The sequence below is a fragment of the Aeromonas sp. FDAARGOS 1414 genome, from assembly GCF_019047065.1.
GTDB lineage: Bacteria > Pseudomonadota > Gammaproteobacteria > Enterobacterales > Aeromonadaceae > Aeromonas > Aeromonas veronii_A.
This window is the reverse complement of the sequence record NZ_CP077210.1, coordinates 2,149,242-2,165,081: the sequence shown is the minus strand read 5'-3', so window position 1 is coordinate 2,165,081 and position 15,840 is coordinate 2,149,242. Positions and strand designations below refer to the sequence as shown.

Here is a 15,840-nt window from a genome sequence, read left to right as displayed (position 1 = left end):
CTTGCTGGGGACTTGATACGGGACGGTCAGTCAGACCGGGTCCTCTTCCTGAAAGCGCACCCCGATCTTGCTCGGCACGCTCTCGTCCATTTCGGCCACGGTCCAGATCAGGCCCTGCCATTCGATGTTGTCACCGACCACCAGATTATCGCCCAACTGACTGGCAATAAAATCGCCCAGTGTCTGATCCGCCACCTCGCTCACATCCAGCCCGTAAAGAGGGGCGAGATCCACCAGCCGTGCCGCCGCTTCCAGCAGGAAGTCACCGAAGAAGCGGGGGCCGAGATCTTGCTCCGGTGCCTGACTAAAGAGCTGACCGAGGGCGGGGAGGTCACGTTCGTGACCGATGACGCAGAGGATGTCATCGGCCTGCAGACAGGTACTACCCGAGGGGTGGAGCAGCTCGCGGCCACGAAACAGGGCGCAGATCCGGGTGCCGGTGGGCATCTGCAGATCCCGCAGTGGCGAGCCGATGCACCACTTCTCTTCCCCCAGCTGGTAGACGAAGGTCTCCCACTGGCTGTCGAGATCGATTTCGAGCCCGGAGCGGTTGATGGGCGACGGCGGTGCCGGTACCTCCACCCGCGCCAGTTTTGAGGCCAGCGGTAGCGAGCTGCCCTGCAAAATCAGCGAGACCAGTACTACAAAGAAGGCGACGTTGAAGTAGAGCTGGGCGTTGGGCAGCCCCGCCATCATGGGGAACACCGCCAGAATGATGGGCACGGCGCCGCGCAGGCCAACCCAGGAGATAAACCAGCGCTCGCGGGGGGCGAAGTTCTTGAACGGTAGCAGCCCGATCCAGACCGACACCGGGCGGGCAAACAGGATCATCCACATCGCCAGCGCCAGCGCGGGCAGGGCGATGGGCAGCAGCTTGTGGGGGGAGGCAAGCAGCCCCAGCACCAGAAACATGCCGATTTGGCTGAGCCAGGTCAGACCGTCCAGCACCGACAATGTGGTGCTGCGGCTGCGCAGGGCGAGGTTACCGAGCAACAGACCGGTGAGATAGATGGCGAGAATGCCGCTGCCACCGACCGCCGTGGTGAGGGCGAAGATCAGCAGACCGCCGCTGACGGTGAGCAGCGGATAGAGCCCCGGCGCCAAGCGGGCTGTGTTGATGAGGCGCCACAGCAGCCAGCCGCCGCCAAGGCCGATCCCGGCGCCAAGACCAAACTGCTTGACCAGTTGCAGCAGCAGGAAGCCCCCATCCAGCCCTTGCTGGGCGGTGGCGAGCACCTCGATCAGGGTGACGGTAAGAAACACTGCCATAGGATCGTTGCTGCCCGACTCTATCTCCAGCGTCGCGCTCACCCGCTCGTTGAGGCTGCGCCCGCCAAGCAGGGAGAAAACCGCTGCCGCATCGGTGGAGCCGACGATGGCGCCGATCAGCATCCCCTGCATCAGGTTGAGGTCAAACAGCCAGGCTGCGGCAAGCCCCGTCAGGCCGGTGGTGATAGCCACCCCGACTGTCGCCAGCGACAAGGCAGGCCAGAGTGCAACCCGAAACGAGGAGACCCGGGTGCGCATGCCACCGTCGAGCAGAATGATGGCAAGCGCCAGGTTGCCCACCAGATAGGCGATGGAGTAGTCGGCGAAGTGGATGCCACCAGGGCCATCCTCACCGGCCAGCATGCCGACGGCGAGGAAGATAACCAGAATGGGAATACCGAGGCGGGAAGAGAGGGCGCTCAACAGTACGCTGGCTCCCACCAACAGGGCAGCGACAAAAAAGAAACTGTTGATGGTAGCGGCATCCAAGGGCGAACTCCTTCCTGGTAATGTGCAAAGTAGGCACATTATATGCAGTTAGGCACCCCTTGTGTGGCTTATTTGTGCATCAATTTTCACTTTCTTACATTTTTCATCCCTTTTTTCAGCATGGCCGCGCCATATTCTGACTGTGACGGGGTTAACGAAAGCGGAGTCAAAGGAGCGTCGATTTCAGGATGCGCAGGGAGGAGAGGGCGGGGAAAAGCGAAACGGCACAGCAGAGGGAGAGGGGAGCACAAGGGCGCTCCCCACGGGATGGGGGCGGGATTCAGTCGTCCTCGTCATCCTTTACTTCGCGGATCTTGTCCTTGTAGTTGGGCAACTGCTTCTCCAGCCGTTTCATGTCTTTGATGGCATTGAGAAACAGCCCGAGCAGGAACAGCAGCGGCAACCCTATCCACAGCCAGAGATTCATGGGATTTTCCTTTCGTCAGGACAGGTGGTGACATAACAGGCCAAAATTTCATCAAGGTTGGCCAATATGGTCGACTTGCCTTCAATATCCGCCTGTTGCAGGCAAAGCGCCAGTGCCGCGGGATCAAGTCGCTGCTCGTCGGACTCCAGCGAGAAGCTAATATGCCAGGGCTCGTAGGCGACCCCGCTCTCTGCCCCGACCGGCTTGGCATAAGGGAGGAAGAAGCCGAAGTCGCTCATATGGTCGCTGAGCCACTCGCTCAAGCCTGCAAACCAGCCCCCGGCTTCATACTCCCACGGCTCCAGTGCCAGTTTGGTATTGGCGGGCAGGCAGTCCGGGTCGTAGATATCGAGATCGGTCCCCCAGTGGTGACGGCTGGTGCCGGGCAGGGCGCTCCAGCGCAGGATAGCGTGGAGGCGCTCCTCGTCGCTCAGTTGCAGGGCGTCGATGGGCTGGCTGTGGGCATCGAGCAGTGGCCGTTCGCCGCGCCACTTGCCATTCCAGATGGCGAGTTGGCGCTCGAAGCTGCGCCAGCTGGAGGCCGCCTGCAGGTTGAACCCCTCGTAGGCGGCCGCCACCTGCATGTCGTTGAAGGCCGCCGCGGTGGCGGCGGTCAGCCGATGGGGGCCGCGCCCCACCAGAATAAGGTGGCTCTCGTCGAGCCCCAGCAGTTGTTCCTGCGTCATGCCAGCAATCTCTCGAGCACCCCTTGGTACATGTCGGCCAGCAGATCCAGATCGTCCGCCTTCACGCACTCGTTCACCTTGTGAATGGTGGCGTTGACCGGCCCGAGCTCAATCACCTCGGCGCCGGTGGGGGCGATAAAGCGCCCGTCGGAGGTGCCACCAGTGGTGAGCAGGGCCGGTCGCTGACCGTTCACCGCCTCGATGGCCGCCACGGCCGCATCAAGCAGCGCGCCGGTATCGGTGAGGAAAGGTTGGCCGGAGAGGGTCCAGCTCAGCTGATAATCGAGGCCATGTTTATCCAGCAGCGCCTCGACCCGCTCGCGGATATCCAGGTCGGTCAGTTCGGTGCTGAAGCGGAAGTTAAACTGCACCTGCAATTCGCCCGGAATGACGTTGGAAGCGCCGGTGCCGGCCGAGATGTTGGCAATCTGGAAGCTGGTGGGGGGGAAGTAGGCGTTGCCCTCATCCCACACGGTGGCGGCAAGTTCGGCCAGCGCTGGCGCCGCCTTGTGGATCGGGTTGTCAGCCAGATGGGGATAAGCCACATGGCCCTGCACCCCGCGTACCAGCAGATCGCCGGTGATGGAGCCGCGGCGGCCGTTCTTCACTACATCCCCTACCACGGCGGTAGAGGAGGGCTCGCCGACGATGCACCAGCGGATCTTCTCGTTGCGGGCCTCCAGGGTGTCGATCACCCGGGTGGTGCCATTGATAAAGGGCCCCTCCTCATCGGAGGTGATGAGAAAGGCGATGGACCCGGTGTGATCCGGATGCTCGGCCACGAAGCGCTCTACCGCCACCACCATGGCAGCCAGCGAGCCCTTCATGTCGGCGGCGCCGCGTCCGTAGAGCACGCCATCCTTGATGGTCGGCTCGAACGGCGGGGTGTGCCATTTGTCCAGCGGCCCGGCGGGCACCACGTCGGTGTGACCGGCGAAGCAGAACAGTGGCCCCTCGCTGCCACGACGGGCCCAGAGGTTGGTGGTGTCCTCAAACACCATGGGCTCGATGACAAACCCGAGCTTGGCGAGGCGCTCCGCCATCAGGGTCTGGCACCCTTCATCGAGGGGGGTAACGGAGGGGCGGCGGATCAGATCCTTGGCCAGTGCGATGACATCCGACATCAGTTGTCCTTAGTTGTCCTTAACGGGAAAAGAGGGATTGGTAGTGATCAGCCTTGAAACCCAGGGTCAGTTCGCCGTCACGGTCGAGCAGCGGGCGCTTGATCATGGCCGGATGTTCCAGCAGCAGGGCGCGCGCCTTGGCGGTGTCGAGCCCCTGTTTGGCCTCATCCGGCAGGGCGCGGAAGGTGGTGCCGCGGCTGTTGAGCAGGGCTTCCCAGCCGAGTTTTGCCAGCCAGCTGTCCAGATCGTCCGGGTTCAGGCCGTCGGCGCGGTGGTCGTGAAAGCGGTAGTCGATACCGGCCTCATCCAGCCACTTGCGGGCTTTCTTGATGGTGTCGCAGTTCTTGATGCCATAGAGGGTGATGGCCATGGGGAGTCCTTCTCTTGTGGGCGCTGGCCGTGGCCGCGCCCGAAAATCCGAATCAACAGAGTGCAAGGGCCCGATTCTGGCATTGTGGCAATCCCATGGCAACGCCGATGGTCCGGCTCGCGGGTTTTACCGGAACTGGTCACACCTGAACGGCGATTTTGAGCACAAAGTCAGAAGCAGTGGGGCTGGCGTGCCCGATGGGGTTGGGTATTGCGGGAGAAGATCGACTATTGCAGGAGAAAAAGAGAAGGGGGCAAACGCCAGATAGCCAAAACGCGCCAGTGGGCGCGTTTTGGTCGGCATCATCAAGTACCTCAATCAGTGCAGGGGGGTCCACTCATGGTCAAAGACCCGGGCCCGTTCCCAGGGTGCATCAGGCAGGCTGGAAGAGAGGCCAGTGTATTTGCCCACGTCGTCCACCACGATGGCGGAGAGGATCGGCAGGTTGTTTTCGGTGCAGTACATGCGGATGCGTTGCAGCAGGGTGCGCAGTTCATCCTGGCACTGCTCCAGCCCGGCCTGCTTGGCCAGTTTGGAATAACGAATGGTAGTGCGTTCCTTTGCAGACTCGACGAGGATGTCCCACAGCTTGTAGTCGCAGGTCGAGACACCTGCGGTGGCTTGGCTTGTCATAACTCTCTCCGGCGCGAAATGGTCGCTATATGTCGAAGCGCATCTTCGCCACTTCGGCGCTGTCGTATGTTGATCCAACGCAAAAAAGAGGGGAGTCGCGTCAGACAATTCTCTTTCCGAGAATGGTAAAGGTTTTTCTGTGGGTGAAAAAACGAAAATTTGGCACTTTGCTAACATATTGTGCTGTCAAAGCCCAATGTCGTCACCTTTATTGATGGGGATCAAAGGCAAACAGTAGTCAGATCACTAGATTTCGCTCCTCGATAAATTTATCAGGAGTGAATATTGGAACTTTTATTCGTCTTGCTCGTTCTGGTCGCCGTGGTCTACGGCATCATCAAGGATTACAACCCGCAGGCGGTGCTGGCGCTGGCGGGCATGGCCATTTTTGCAGTGGCCTACTGGTTGGGGCTGCACCCCATTCTCCCCGCTGACAAGAGCACCGGCTTCGCCCTGTTCGACCTGTTCGAAGTGTTCAAGGGGATCTTCTCCTACCGCGCGGCGGGCCTCGGCCTCACCATCATGGCGGTGGCGGGTTTTGCCACTTACATGTCCCATATCGGGGCCTCTCAGGCGCTGGTGCGGGTGGCGGTCAAGCCGGTGGCGGGCATCCAGTCCAGCTACCTGATGCTCGCCATCTGTTATCTGGTGGCGGTCTTTGTCTCCCTGTTCGTCACCTCCGCCACCGGCCTTGGCCTGTTGTTGATGGTCACCATGTATCCGGTGATGCGCAACCTCGGCATCAGCCCGGCCTCCGCCTGTGGTGTCATCGCCACCTCCCAGGCGTTTGAAATTGGCCCGACCCAGACCAACGCCATCTTCTCCGCCGGTCAATCCGGCATGGATCCGACCAGCTATTTCGTCGACTACCAGATCTGGCTGGTGGCCCCCATGCTGCTGGTGACCATGGTGCTGCACTTCTTCTGGCAGCGTCACTGCGATCGCAAGGATGGCTGGGATCCTGCGCTCCATCGCGGCGATCACGCCGAGCTGGACGAGCAGGGCACCGAGAGCGTGCAGGCGCCCACCTGGTATGCCCTGCTGCCGATAATCCCCTTCGTGCTGATGATGACCTTCTCCAAGCTGCTGGTGAGCGACATCAAGATGAGCGTGGAGGTGGCCATGCTGCTGTCGGTCTTTATCGGCATGCTGTGCGAGCTGCTGCGTAGCCGCTCGGTGCGAACCGCATTCGCGGGGCTGTCGAGCTTCCTCGATGGCATGGGCAAGGTGTTTGGCCCTGTGGTGGCGCTCATCGTCTGTGCCGAGCTGTTTGCCGAATCTCTCAAGGCCATCGGCGCCATCGATACCCTGCTGCACTCTGCCAGCAATGCCGGTATCGGCAGCGGCCTGATGACCCTGGTGATGGTGGGCCTCATCATGGTGGCGGCGGTCATCATGGGCTCCGGCAACGCGGCGTTCCTGAGCTTCTCGACCCTGGCACCGGCGGTGGCGGCCAAGTTTGGCGTGCCTGCGGTGACCATGTTGCTGCCGATGCAGCTCGCTTCCAGTATCGGCCGCACCATCTCTCCCATCGCGGCGGTGCTGATCGCTTGTGCGGGGATTGCCAAGGTGTCGCCCTTTACCGTGGTCAAACGCACCAGCGTGCCGATGGCGGGGGCGCTGGTGACGGCGCTGACCCTCAACTATCTGCTGTTTATGTAAGCGGGTGGCGGACGGCACGAGCTGTCCGCCCCTTTCACTCGGCTGTCGGACGGGAGGCCTGCCCTCCCGTCCTAGGAGATGACAATGACAGACTCTCGCAACGCTTTTTCTCTGGATGCCTACCTGGCAGATCTGGCCCCGCTCATCAACCTCGATTGCGGTACTCGCACCCCGGCCGGGGTGGCCAAAGTGGCCGACATCATGACCGAGAAATATGAGGCCATCGGCTGGCAGGTGACCCGCCACCAGTTTGCTGCCGAGTGCGGCCCCTGCCTCGAGGCAACCAATGCACCGGGTGCCGCTCACTACGACGTGATGCTGGTGGGCCACATGGACACCGTCTTCCCCGAGGGAACAGCGGCCAAGCGCCCGTTGAAAATCGAAGGCAATCAAGCCTTTGGCCCCGGTGTCTCGGACATGAAGAGTGGCCTGCTCTCTATCTGGTATGCACTTAAAGAGATGGATCCGGTGCAGCTGGCCAAGCTCAAGGTGCTGGTCTGCTGCAACTGCGACGAAGAGATTGGCTCCCCTTGGTCGAAAGATTGGCTGGTGGAGAAGGCCAAACAGAGCGGCTGCGTGCTGGTGGCCGAAGCGGCGCGCCCCAACGGGGATCTCATCAGCGCCCGCAAGGGCAATGCCAAGTACCGCATCACCTTTCACGGCAAGGCGTCCCATGCCGGTTCGGCTCTGACCGAAGGGGTCTCTGCCATCACAGAACTCGCTCATTGGGTGCTGGCCATTAACGAGCAGGTCAACATGACCACGGGCACCACCATGAACGTCGGCGTGGTACAGGGCGGCACCGGCGTTAACGTGGTGCCCGACTTTGCCGAGGCAATCGTCGATCTGCGTTTCTGGAGTAACGAAGAGGCCGCTGCGGTGCACGAGCGGCTCACCTTTATGGCCAACAACCCCTTCCTTGCGGGCTGTCGGGTCGAGGTGGATCGCCAGACCTTCAAGCCGGCGATGCGCCCGAGCGGCGATACAGAAGCTGTGATGGCGCTGGTGGAGGCGGCTGCGAAAGAGGAGGGGATCTCCTTCAACTGGCTGGAGGCCGGTGGCGGTTCGGATGCCAACTTTACCGCCGCCGCGGGGGTGCCGTCCCTCGATGGTTTCGGCCCCATGGGGGGCGGTTTTCACTCGGAGGCGGAATTCCTGCTGCTGGACAGCATCGAGCCGCGCATCCGCCTGCTGCAGCGGGTGCTGGGCAAGCTGGCGAAATAAGCCGGTTTATCCCTTGTTCGGGTCATCATGGCCCGCTCAAAATTGGTCCGCTCCACTCCAAACGGGAGGCTGTTGCCTCCCTTTTTTTATCTCGATTTTTCGCGCGTCCCTGAACGAGCGCGCCAGATGGCTTGAGGCCGTTACCCCTGTGGCTCAGCCAGATAGGCCAGATGATCCTGCCGTGCTACCTGCCAGCCATCGAGGCGCAGCGGGGCGGCAAAGCCCGGGCCGTCAGTCACCATGGTGTGGTACTCCCCCTGCTCGCCGCAGGCATCGAAGCCCTCGCGCTCGGCCAGTTGTTGTAGCTCGCAGAGGGTGGCGGCATCGAGGGGGCGTCCAGTCCACTCGGGGGCCAGCACCCGGGTATCGATGCAGGAGAGGTGGGCGACGATGCCGCGGGCCAGCATATCCGCCAGCAAGGCTTGGCGAGATTGCTGCCAGAGCGGGGTATGGACGGTGAGCCCGAGCGGGCGGCAGCGTTCGCGGATCCAGTTTGGTGCGCCCCCCACGCTGTCGATATCGCCGGTCACTACCCCGTCGAGGTTCCACTCCTGCTGCAAGTGGCTCAGCGCCGTCTCATAGCTCTGCTCGAACGGCGCTTCGATGGTGACCAGCAGATGGGGCAGCCCGAGGGCTTCCGCCTGACGGCGCACCAGCGGCAAGGGGTGAGCGAGAAATCGGGGCTCTGGCGGCGCAAAGGTGGCCAGTGCCACCACCTGATGGCCCGCTTGACGGGCATGACAGAGAGCCAGCATGGCATCTTTGCCACCGCTCCAGAGCAGGATGACGCGAGACATGGATGAGATTCCGGTGGTGAACGAGGGGGCATGCTACCCAGCGGCGGGGGCAGAGGTAAAGGCATAGTGTCCGGAAATGGCGGCGGGGAAATGGTTGGGGTCACAGAGCGGGAAAAAAGCAGGCCCCCGAAGCGGGGGCCTGTATTGCAATAGCGTGGTAAACACCGCTGCGATTAGAGCAGGATGCTGGTGAGGATAAAGCCCAGCGAGCAGGAGGTCACCACCCCGATCAGCCCTGGAATGATGAAGCTGTGGTTGATGATGAACTTGCCGATGCGGGTGGTGCCGGAGCGGTCGAAACCGATACAGGCCAGATCGCTCGGGTAGGTCGGCAGCACGAAGTAGCCGTAGCTCGCTGGCAGGAAGGCAATCAGCAGCTTGGGCTCGACACCCAGCGCCAGACCCATGGGGGCGATAGCGGTGAGGGCTGCGGCTTGGCTGTTCACCAGCTTGGAGATGAGGAACAGCACCAGGGCGTAGGTCCAGGGCTGGGCCTGTACCACGTGGGCCAGGGTTTCTTTGAGCAGCGGCATGTGAGCCTGGAAGAAGGTCTCACTCATCCATGCCACCCCGAATACGGAGAAGATGGCGACCATACCCGCCTTGAAGACGGCACCGTTGGCGATCTCGCCCGGCTTGACCTTGCAGCGCATCAGTATGATGGCACCGGCGATCAGCATCATCATCTGGATCACCAGGTTCATGGAGAGCGGGCCAGTTTTGTCCTTGATGGTGAACACCGGACGCAGACCTTCGTTGGCACCGAGCAATACCACGGCGGCGATGGCGGCGAAGAAGATCCAGGTAGACCAGTAGGCCTCTTTCGGGAACTTGGTGTTGAGCAGGGTTTCACCACCGCCGTAGATGAAGGCGCGCTGCTCTGGGTCTTTGATCTTGGCCTGGAACTCTTCGTCCTTGTCCAGATCCTTGCCGCGACGCAGGCTCCACAGGGCTGCCACGATGACACCGGTCAGGGAGGAGGGGATGGCGATCATCAGGATGTCGAGCAGGCCGTAAGCCTGACCGATACCGTGACCAGCCGCCAGAATGGAGACCATGGAGACCACAGCAACGGAGACCGGGGAGGCGCAGATGGCCATCTGGGAGGCAACGGAGGCGACAGCCATCGGGCGCTCGGGACGGATGTTCTTTTGCAGCGCGATGTCAGCGATGATGGGGAACATGGTGTAGACCACGTGGCCGGTACCGCACAGGAAGGTGAGGGTCCAGGTGGTGAGCGGCGCCAGGATAGTGATGTATTGCGGGTGACGGCGCAGCAGACGCTCGGCCACTTGCATCATCAGGTTAAGGCCACCGGCAGTCTGCAGGGTGGCGGCACAGCCGATCACCGCCAGAATGGTCAGCATTACCTGAACAGGCGGTTCGCCCGGCACTAGGCCGAAGACGAAGGTCAGCAGGAAGAGACCGATACCACTGATGAGACCGAGTCCCATGCCCCCAAAGCGGGTACCCAGCAGCAAGCAGCCGAGTACCACTAAAAATTCCATCAAGATCATTCCGTTACCTCGTGTGATTCAACCCATATTGCCGCGGGTAGCCTGAACCATGAATTGTCATTGTCTGTTTTATTTAGCCCGAAAGGGTTAGTTGCTATTCTGCTCCCCTGAAAAAGTGAAAAAATTGAGTTACTTCAATAACTCGATGAATTTTTGATTAAACCACTTAAAAACCACGTACTAACAAAAACATCATTTTTGTCACCAAGTGGTATCACTCGGGGCCAGCCCATCAGAGTGCAACCAGAGGCGTTGTGATGGGGAATGCGTTGGTAAGGAAGTTGTGGAAAAAGGCCCGGGTCAGGGGAGAAGAGGCTGTAAAAACACGGGTTAAAGATATCTTTTTTGACAAATGGGGTGTTCTGCGACTCTGCTCATCGGGGGGCGGGTGCTGATAGCAGATAGCGACGCTGATACTGTTCGCTCAGCTGCTTGATATCGAGTCTGGCTAGCGCATTGTTCACTCGCTGTTGCAGTTGCTGTTGATCGGGACGGAACATGATGTGCAGGCTCTTGTACCCGAGGATCTTCGGGTTGAACTGCAGCTGTTCGGGGTGGAGTTTGTCATCGTGATAGGTGAGCCAGTAGAAAACATCCCGGTCGATCACGGCCAGATCGAGCCGGTCGCGCTGCAATTTTCGCAGGTTGAGGTGATCGTCGTCCACGGCAAAGGTGTTGAGGAGCTTGCTGGCCATCAGGGCATCAAATTCACGGGTATTGATATAACCTGCGACGACCCCAATCCGGTAGGAAGCGAGATCTTCGAGTCGCTGCCAGTGGATAGGGGGGCCGGCTTGCTGCGCCATGCCCAGCACACTACTGCCCACGCTGGTGGAAATATGCCACCGTTTATCCAGATCATCGGCGAAGTATTTGGGGAAGTAGCCGCTGTAGTGCTGGGCGGGATCGGATGCCAGCAACATGGCTCGATGCCAGGGGTAGAAGTCAAACTGAACCTCCAGCCCCGCTTCGGCAAATGCACGCTTGACGATATGGCCGGTAAGGCCACCATCAGGGAGATGCTGGCTGGTATAGGGGGGCCACTCCAGGGTGGTCAGGTGCACGGGTTCTGCCCGCAATTGCAGGGGGAGCCAGAGCAGCAAGAGTGTCAGAAGCCGACGATATCCCATGAACGACCCATTCCTTGTGTCGATTGGTTCTGAGTATTACCCATAACGGGGGTAATAAAAAAGCCGACCCTGAGGACGGCTTTTGCAATGTAGTGGCAATATGCCGCTGATCAGAACTCGGCGGTACGCGGAGTTCGCGGGAACGGGATCACGTCGCGGACGTTGCCCATACCGGTCACGTAAACCACCAGACGCTCGAAGCCCAGACCGAAGCCGGAGTGCGGGACTGTGCCGTAGCGACGCAGGTCGCGATACCACCAGTAATCTTCCTTGTTCAGGCCCATCTCGGCCAGACGGGCATCCAGCACGTCCAGACGCTCTTCACGCTGGGAACCACCGATGATCTCGCCGATGCCCGGTGCCAGTACGTCCATCGCGGCAACGGTCTTGCCGTCGTCGTTGAGGCGCATGTAGAAGGCCTTGATATCTTTCGGGTAGTTCTTTACCACCACCGGAGACTTGAAGTGCTCCTCGGCCAGATAGCGCTCGTGCTCGGAGGAGAGATCGATACCCCAGGAGACCGGGAACTCGAACTTTTTGCCGCAGTTTTTCAGCACTTCGATGGCGTCGGTGTAGTCGATCTGGGCGAAGTCGGAGGAGACGAAACGCTCCAGACGGCCGATGGCATCCTTGTCCACGTGCTGGGCGAAGAACTCCAGATCGTCGCGACGCTCGGTCAGTACGGCGTTGAAGACATACTTCAGCATGGCTTCGGCCAGTGCGGCGTTATCTTCCAGATCGTTGAAGGCCACTTCCGGCTCAACCATCCAGAACTCGGCCAGGTGGCGGCTGGTGTTGGAGTTTTCAGCGCGGAAGGTCGGGCCGAAGGTGTAGACCTTGGAGAGGGCGCAGGCATAGGTTTCGGCGTTCAGCTGGCCGGATACGGTCAGGAAAGCCTCTTTGCCAAAGAAATCTTCGTTGTAGTCCACCTTGCCGGCGTCGGTGCGCGGCAGGTTTTCCAGATCCAGAGTGGAGACGCGGAACATCTCGCCGGCACCTTCGGTGTCAGAAGCGGTGATGAGCGGGGTCGCAACCCAGAGGAAACCCTCTTCGTGGAAGAAGCGGTGGATGGCTTGCGCCAGGCAGTGACGAACGCGGGTCACGGCGCCAACGATGTTGGTGCGCGGGCGCAGGTGGGCCTGTTCACGCAGGTATTCGATGCTGTGGCGCTTGGCAGCCATCGGGTAGGTGTCCGGATCTTCGACCCAACCGACTACCTTCACCTCGGTCGCCTGCAGTTCGAAAGCCTGGCCGCTGCCCTGAGAGGCGGCAACCACGCCGGTCACTTCCACGGAGCAGGCAGTGGTCAGACGCAGCACTTCATTCTCGTAATTGGCCAAGGTATTGGGGACAACTGCCTGTACCGGATGGAAACAGGAGCCATCGGAAATGGCCAAAAATGAGATCCCCGCCTTGGAATCACGGCGAGTCCGGATCCACCCTTTGACAGTTTGGGTGGTGCCGACCGGATACTTACCGGCCAGCACATCTACTACGGATGCGTGCGTCATCGAAATATTGTCTCCAGCTTGTTCTTGCAGCGCTATTTGCAACACTAGGGAGTCTGGCCCGGGCACAGATGGCCCACCATGGCAGACTAAGCCGTCAATCTTACCCGCGCGGGTTTGATAAACAAGCAAAAATGTCGGACTCTGGTGGGGTTTTCGGCATGGTTCACTCAACAAGAGTGTCACGGGCGCAGGAGAGGTGGGTGAAAGATCGGCGGCATGGGCCAGATTGGCTGACACGGGTGTTGCAGGGGCTGGTGATGCTCTGCTGGGGCGGCTTTATCGTGCTGCTCTCCCTTTACCACTATGCCCGTCCCGAAATTGCCTACGGTTTTCTGGTCTATGGCGGGATCGAGGTGCGCGATTATTGGGACCCGGCCCTTACCCCCTGGCTGGTCTACGGGCTCTGGAGCTGCTGCGCCCTGACGCTGGCGGTGTTGCTGCTGGAGCGCAAGCGCAGCCGCCGTCAGGATGACTCCCGGCATGTCAATCTGGCCATCCTGCTATTGGTGCTGATCGCCAGCTTGCTCTTCTACTACGTCGGTTAAGCGCCCGCCTCAGCGGGGCTGATCCGGCTCCTGCCTGCTGGCCTTGGTGCGCTTGCCGAGCTGGCGCTCCACACTGTCGAGCATCTGGTTGTAGGCCACCGCCACCCGGCCAATCTCGTCGCCGTCATCTCCCTCCAGCCGGTGGCCGAAGTCGTGCAGGTCGGTGGCCTCTTCCATGGAGCGGGTCAACTGGTTGAGAGGGCGCACGATCCAGGTGCGGATGACCCAGAGGGTCAGCAGCAGTCCCATCCCGAAGATGCCGGTGAGAATGAGCGCCGAGGTGAGAATATTCTGCTCGACCCGGGTAAACAGCGAATCGAGGGAGTAGTCAAAGCGCACCGCACCAAGCACGGTGTTCTCCGGCACCAGATGACAGCTGGTGCAGTCGGTGCCGCGAAAATCCTTCTTGGCCAGCAGCGGTCGGGTGACCACCAGACGGCTGTGCATGCCGTTGTGCACCACCTCCAGGCTCCCTTTGCCCGCCAGTGCCAGCTCATCAAACTCATCTTTTACCTGTTCTGTCTCCCGTCCCGGCCCGAACTGTTTGCTCACCGCGTCGCCACGAACGATGCGTGCATCCTCCACATGGGCGTGGTCGAGAAACTTGCCGCGCAGGGTATCGCGGGCATCCATCTTGCCGGTCAGCATCAGCATGTTGAGGCCGTCGAAATAGGCTTCGGTCTGCTCGCGGCTCTGCTCCTTGATGAGCGTCAGGATGAGATCGCGCTCGCGCACCGCCTGATAGGCTGCGGAGAAGACCAGTACCATGGAGAAGATGAAGAGCAGGAAAAAGTTGATTTTGGCAGCAATGGAGAGGCGCATGAGCAGTCTTTCTTGATGGTAAAACCGCAGCAGTTTACCCCTCTTGGGGCCTCAGGTCTGGTGTTTTGCTCACATTACGGCAAGTGAAACTGCACTGAAGTGGATAAAGTTGCCCTCTTTATATATCAAATGCCGGTAGTCAAACGGGCGGCTGCGATGGCCGCCCGCTGCATGCCTTAAAACTCGCCTTCGGAAATGGCCTGACGGATGGCGCCGGTCAATACCCGCAGCTCTTCAGGGGTGATGACGAACGGGGGCATCAGGTAGACCAGCTTGCCAAAGGGGCGGATCCAGGCGCCCAGTTCGACAAACTTGCGCTGGATGCGCGCTACATCCACCCGCTCTTTCATCTCCACCACCCCGATGGCGCCGAGCACTCGCACATCCGCGACCGCCGGGTGCAGGGTCAGCTCTACCAGTTCTGTTCGCAGCTGATGCTCGATGGTGCGCACCCGCTCCTGCCACGGTGAGGCCAGCAGCAACTCGATGGAGGCGTTGGCCACCGCGCAGGCGAGCGGGTTGCCCATAAAAGTGGGGCCGTGCATAAAGACCCCCGCCTTGCCGTCACAGATGGTGCGGGCGACATGCTCGGTGGTCAGGGTCGCCGAGAGGGTGAGGTAGCCGCCGGTCAGCGCCTTGCCCAGACACATGATGTCGGGGGTGATCCCCGCCCAGTCGCAGGCAAACAGCTGGCCGGTGCGGCCAAAGCCGGTGGCAATCTCGTCGGCAATCAGCAGCACGCCGAACTCGTCGCACAGGGCGCGTACCCACTGCAGATAGCGGGGGTGATAGAAGCGCATGCCGCCAGCGCCTTGCACGATGGGCTCAAGCACGATGGCGGCGATCTCCTCGTGGTTATCGGCCATGAGTGTGGCCAGCTCCACCACGCACTGCTCGTCCCACTCGGCGTGGAAGCGACAGCTGGGCGCATCGACAAAATGGTGCTCCGGCAGGAATCCCTTGTAGAGCTCATGCATGCCGCCATCGGGATCGCAGACGCTCATGGCGCCAAAGGTGTCGCCGTGATAGCCGCTGCGCAGGGCGACAAACTTGGCTCTGGGCGTCCCCTTGGCGTGCCAGTATTGCTGCGCCATCTTGAGTGCTACTTCCACCGCTACCGAGCCGGAATCGGCCAGAAAGACCCGATCAAGCCCCTTCGGAGTGATCTCCACCAGCTTGCGGCAGAGCTCGACCGCCGGAGCGTGGGTTAGGCCGCCAAACATCACGTGAGACATCTTGCCGAGCTGGGCGGTGGCGGCGGCGTCCAGTTCCGGCACCTGATAGCCGTGCACGCAAGCCCACCAGGAGCTCATGCCATCCACCAGTTCACGGCCGTCGCTGAGGGTGATGGTCACCCCTTTGGCGCTGGCCACTTCATAGCAGGGCAGGGGGTGAGTGAGGGAGGTATAGGGGTGCCAGATGTGGTGCAGGTCGAATTCTTGGTTGGTCATTTGTTGTTCTGTTGTCAATTGGTTTTATCTGGTCGGTGTTGACAGTCTACGCGTGCTCTCTACACTAGCCAACAATTTCAGCCACTTGGCACTGCGCATCACCTTGAGCGCGCGGGCCCGGCGGCGGGTTTTACGCTCACGCTCTTGCAAAAACCTTTTGCAAGGATGGCGGGCGCAGGATCC

Annotated in this window: 15 protein-coding genes; 3 read left to right on the top strand and 12 right to left on the bottom strand. The window is 60.8% G+C overall.

Going from position 1 to position 15,840, the window contains the following annotated elements; all coding sequences use genetic code 11:
* Positions 1 to 30: 30 nt before the first annotated feature.
* The 6 genes from I6L44_RS09490 to I6L44_RS09465 all read right to left on the bottom strand — a co-directional run bounded on the left by I6L44_RS09490 (position 31) and on the right by I6L44_RS09465 (position 4,998).
* Positions 31 to 1,758, bottom strand: a complete 1,728-nt coding sequence (locus tag I6L44_RS09490) for a potassium/proton antiporter (RefSeq protein WP_005359340.1) — start codon at positions 1,756 to 1,758, stop codon at positions 31 to 33.
* Between the two features lie 280 nt (positions 1,759 to 2,038).
* The gene (locus I6L44_RS09485; protein ID WP_005337933.1) at positions 2,039 to 2,185 is read right to left on the bottom strand and encodes a hypothetical protein; all 147 of its coding nucleotides are present in this window, start codon (positions 2,183 to 2,185) and stop codon (positions 2,039 to 2,041) included.
* The gene (locus tag I6L44_RS09480; protein WP_216954216.1) at positions 2,182 to 2,871 is read right to left on the bottom strand and encodes a M15 family metallopeptidase; all 690 of its coding nucleotides are present in this window, start codon (positions 2,869 to 2,871) and stop codon (positions 2,182 to 2,184) included. Before I6L44_RS09480 ends, I6L44_RS09485 begins: the two co-directional genes overlap by 4 nt.
* On the bottom strand, positions 2,868 to 3,995 hold the full coding sequence (gene dapE / locus I6L44_RS09475) for a succinyl-diaminopimelate desuccinylase (RefSeq protein WP_216954214.1): 1,128 nt from the start codon (positions 3,993 to 3,995) through the stop codon (positions 2,868 to 2,870). The genes I6L44_RS09480 and dapE overlap by 4 nt, the downstream gene beginning before the upstream one ends.
* A gap of 19 nt (positions 3,996 to 4,014) precedes the next feature.
* On the bottom strand, positions 4,015 to 4,365 hold the full coding sequence (locus I6L44_RS09470; protein WP_005337930.1) for an ArsC family reductase: 351 nt from the start codon (positions 4,363 to 4,365) through the stop codon (positions 4,015 to 4,017).
* 318 nt (positions 4,366 to 4,683) lie between these two features.
* Positions 4,684 to 4,998, bottom strand: a complete 315-nt coding sequence (locus I6L44_RS09465; RefSeq protein ID WP_216954211.1) for a hypothetical protein — start codon at positions 4,996 to 4,998, stop codon at positions 4,684 to 4,686.
* A gap of 285 nt (positions 4,999 to 5,283) precedes the next feature.
* Between I6L44_RS09465 and dcuC the strand changes: the two genes are divergently transcribed.
* Together dcuC and I6L44_RS09455 are read left to right on the top strand one after the other, a co-directional pair.
* Positions 5,284 to 6,660: a C4-dicarboxylate transporter DcuC gene (gene dcuC / locus I6L44_RS09460; protein ID WP_216954209.1), complete on the top strand. Its 1,377-nt coding sequence runs from the start codon at positions 5,284 to 5,286 to the stop codon at positions 6,658 to 6,660.
* Positions 6,661 to 6,744: 84 nt separating this feature from the next.
* Positions 6,745 to 7,884 carry a M20 family metallopeptidase gene (locus I6L44_RS09455; protein WP_216954207.1) on the top strand — a complete coding sequence of 380 codons (1,140 nt, stop codon included), beginning with the start codon at positions 6,745 to 6,747 and terminating at the stop codon, positions 7,882 to 7,884.
* Positions 7,885 to 8,024: 140 nt separating this feature from the next.
* On the opposite strand, the gene I6L44_RS09450 is transcribed toward I6L44_RS09455, so the two are convergent.
* From I6L44_RS09450 to asnS, 4 genes are all read right to left on the bottom strand, one after another.
* Positions 8,025 to 8,681, bottom strand: a complete 657-nt coding sequence (locus tag I6L44_RS09450; protein WP_216954205.1) for an adenine nucleotide alpha hydrolase — start codon at positions 8,679 to 8,681, stop codon at positions 8,025 to 8,027.
* 173 nt (positions 8,682 to 8,854) lie between these two features.
* Entirely contained in the window at positions 8,855 to 10,198 is a 1,344-nt protein-coding gene (locus tag I6L44_RS09445) for an anaerobic C4-dicarboxylate transporter (protein ID WP_005337916.1), read from the bottom strand.
* A 374-nt stretch (positions 10,199 to 10,572) separates the two neighbouring features.
* Positions 10,573 to 11,328 carry an ABC transporter substrate-binding protein gene (locus I6L44_RS09440; RefSeq protein ID WP_216954204.1) on the bottom strand — a complete coding sequence of 252 codons (756 nt, stop codon included), beginning with the start codon at positions 11,326 to 11,328 and terminating at the stop codon, positions 10,573 to 10,575.
* A 110-nt stretch (positions 11,329 to 11,438) separates the two neighbouring features.
* Positions 11,439 to 12,839, bottom strand: coding sequence for an asparagine--tRNA ligase (gene asnS, locus I6L44_RS09435; RefSeq protein WP_216954202.1), 1,401 nt, complete (start codon positions 12,837 to 12,839; stop codon positions 11,439 to 11,441).
* 200 nt (positions 12,840 to 13,039) lie between these two features.
* On the opposite strand from asnS, the gene I6L44_RS09430 reads away from it, so the two are divergent.
* Positions 13,040 to 13,384 (top strand): hypothetical protein, encoded by a 345-nt coding sequence (locus tag I6L44_RS09430; protein WP_005359354.1) that lies wholly within the window; start codon positions 13,040 to 13,042, stop codon positions 13,382 to 13,384.
* Between the two features lie 9 nt (positions 13,385 to 13,393).
* On the opposite strand, the gene I6L44_RS09425 is transcribed toward I6L44_RS09430, so the two are convergent.
* Positions 13,394 to 14,206 (bottom strand): HAMP domain-containing protein, encoded by an 813-nt coding sequence (locus I6L44_RS09425; protein ID WP_005350472.1) that lies wholly within the window; start codon positions 14,204 to 14,206, stop codon positions 13,394 to 13,396.
* A 176-nt stretch (positions 14,207 to 14,382) separates the two neighbouring features.
* A complete protein-coding gene (gene bioA / locus I6L44_RS09420) occupies positions 14,383 to 15,657 on the bottom strand; it encodes an adenosylmethionine--8-amino-7-oxononanoate transaminase (protein WP_216954200.1) in 1,275 nt (424 codons plus the stop codon).
* Between the last annotated feature and the right edge of the window lie 183 nt (positions 15,658 to 15,840).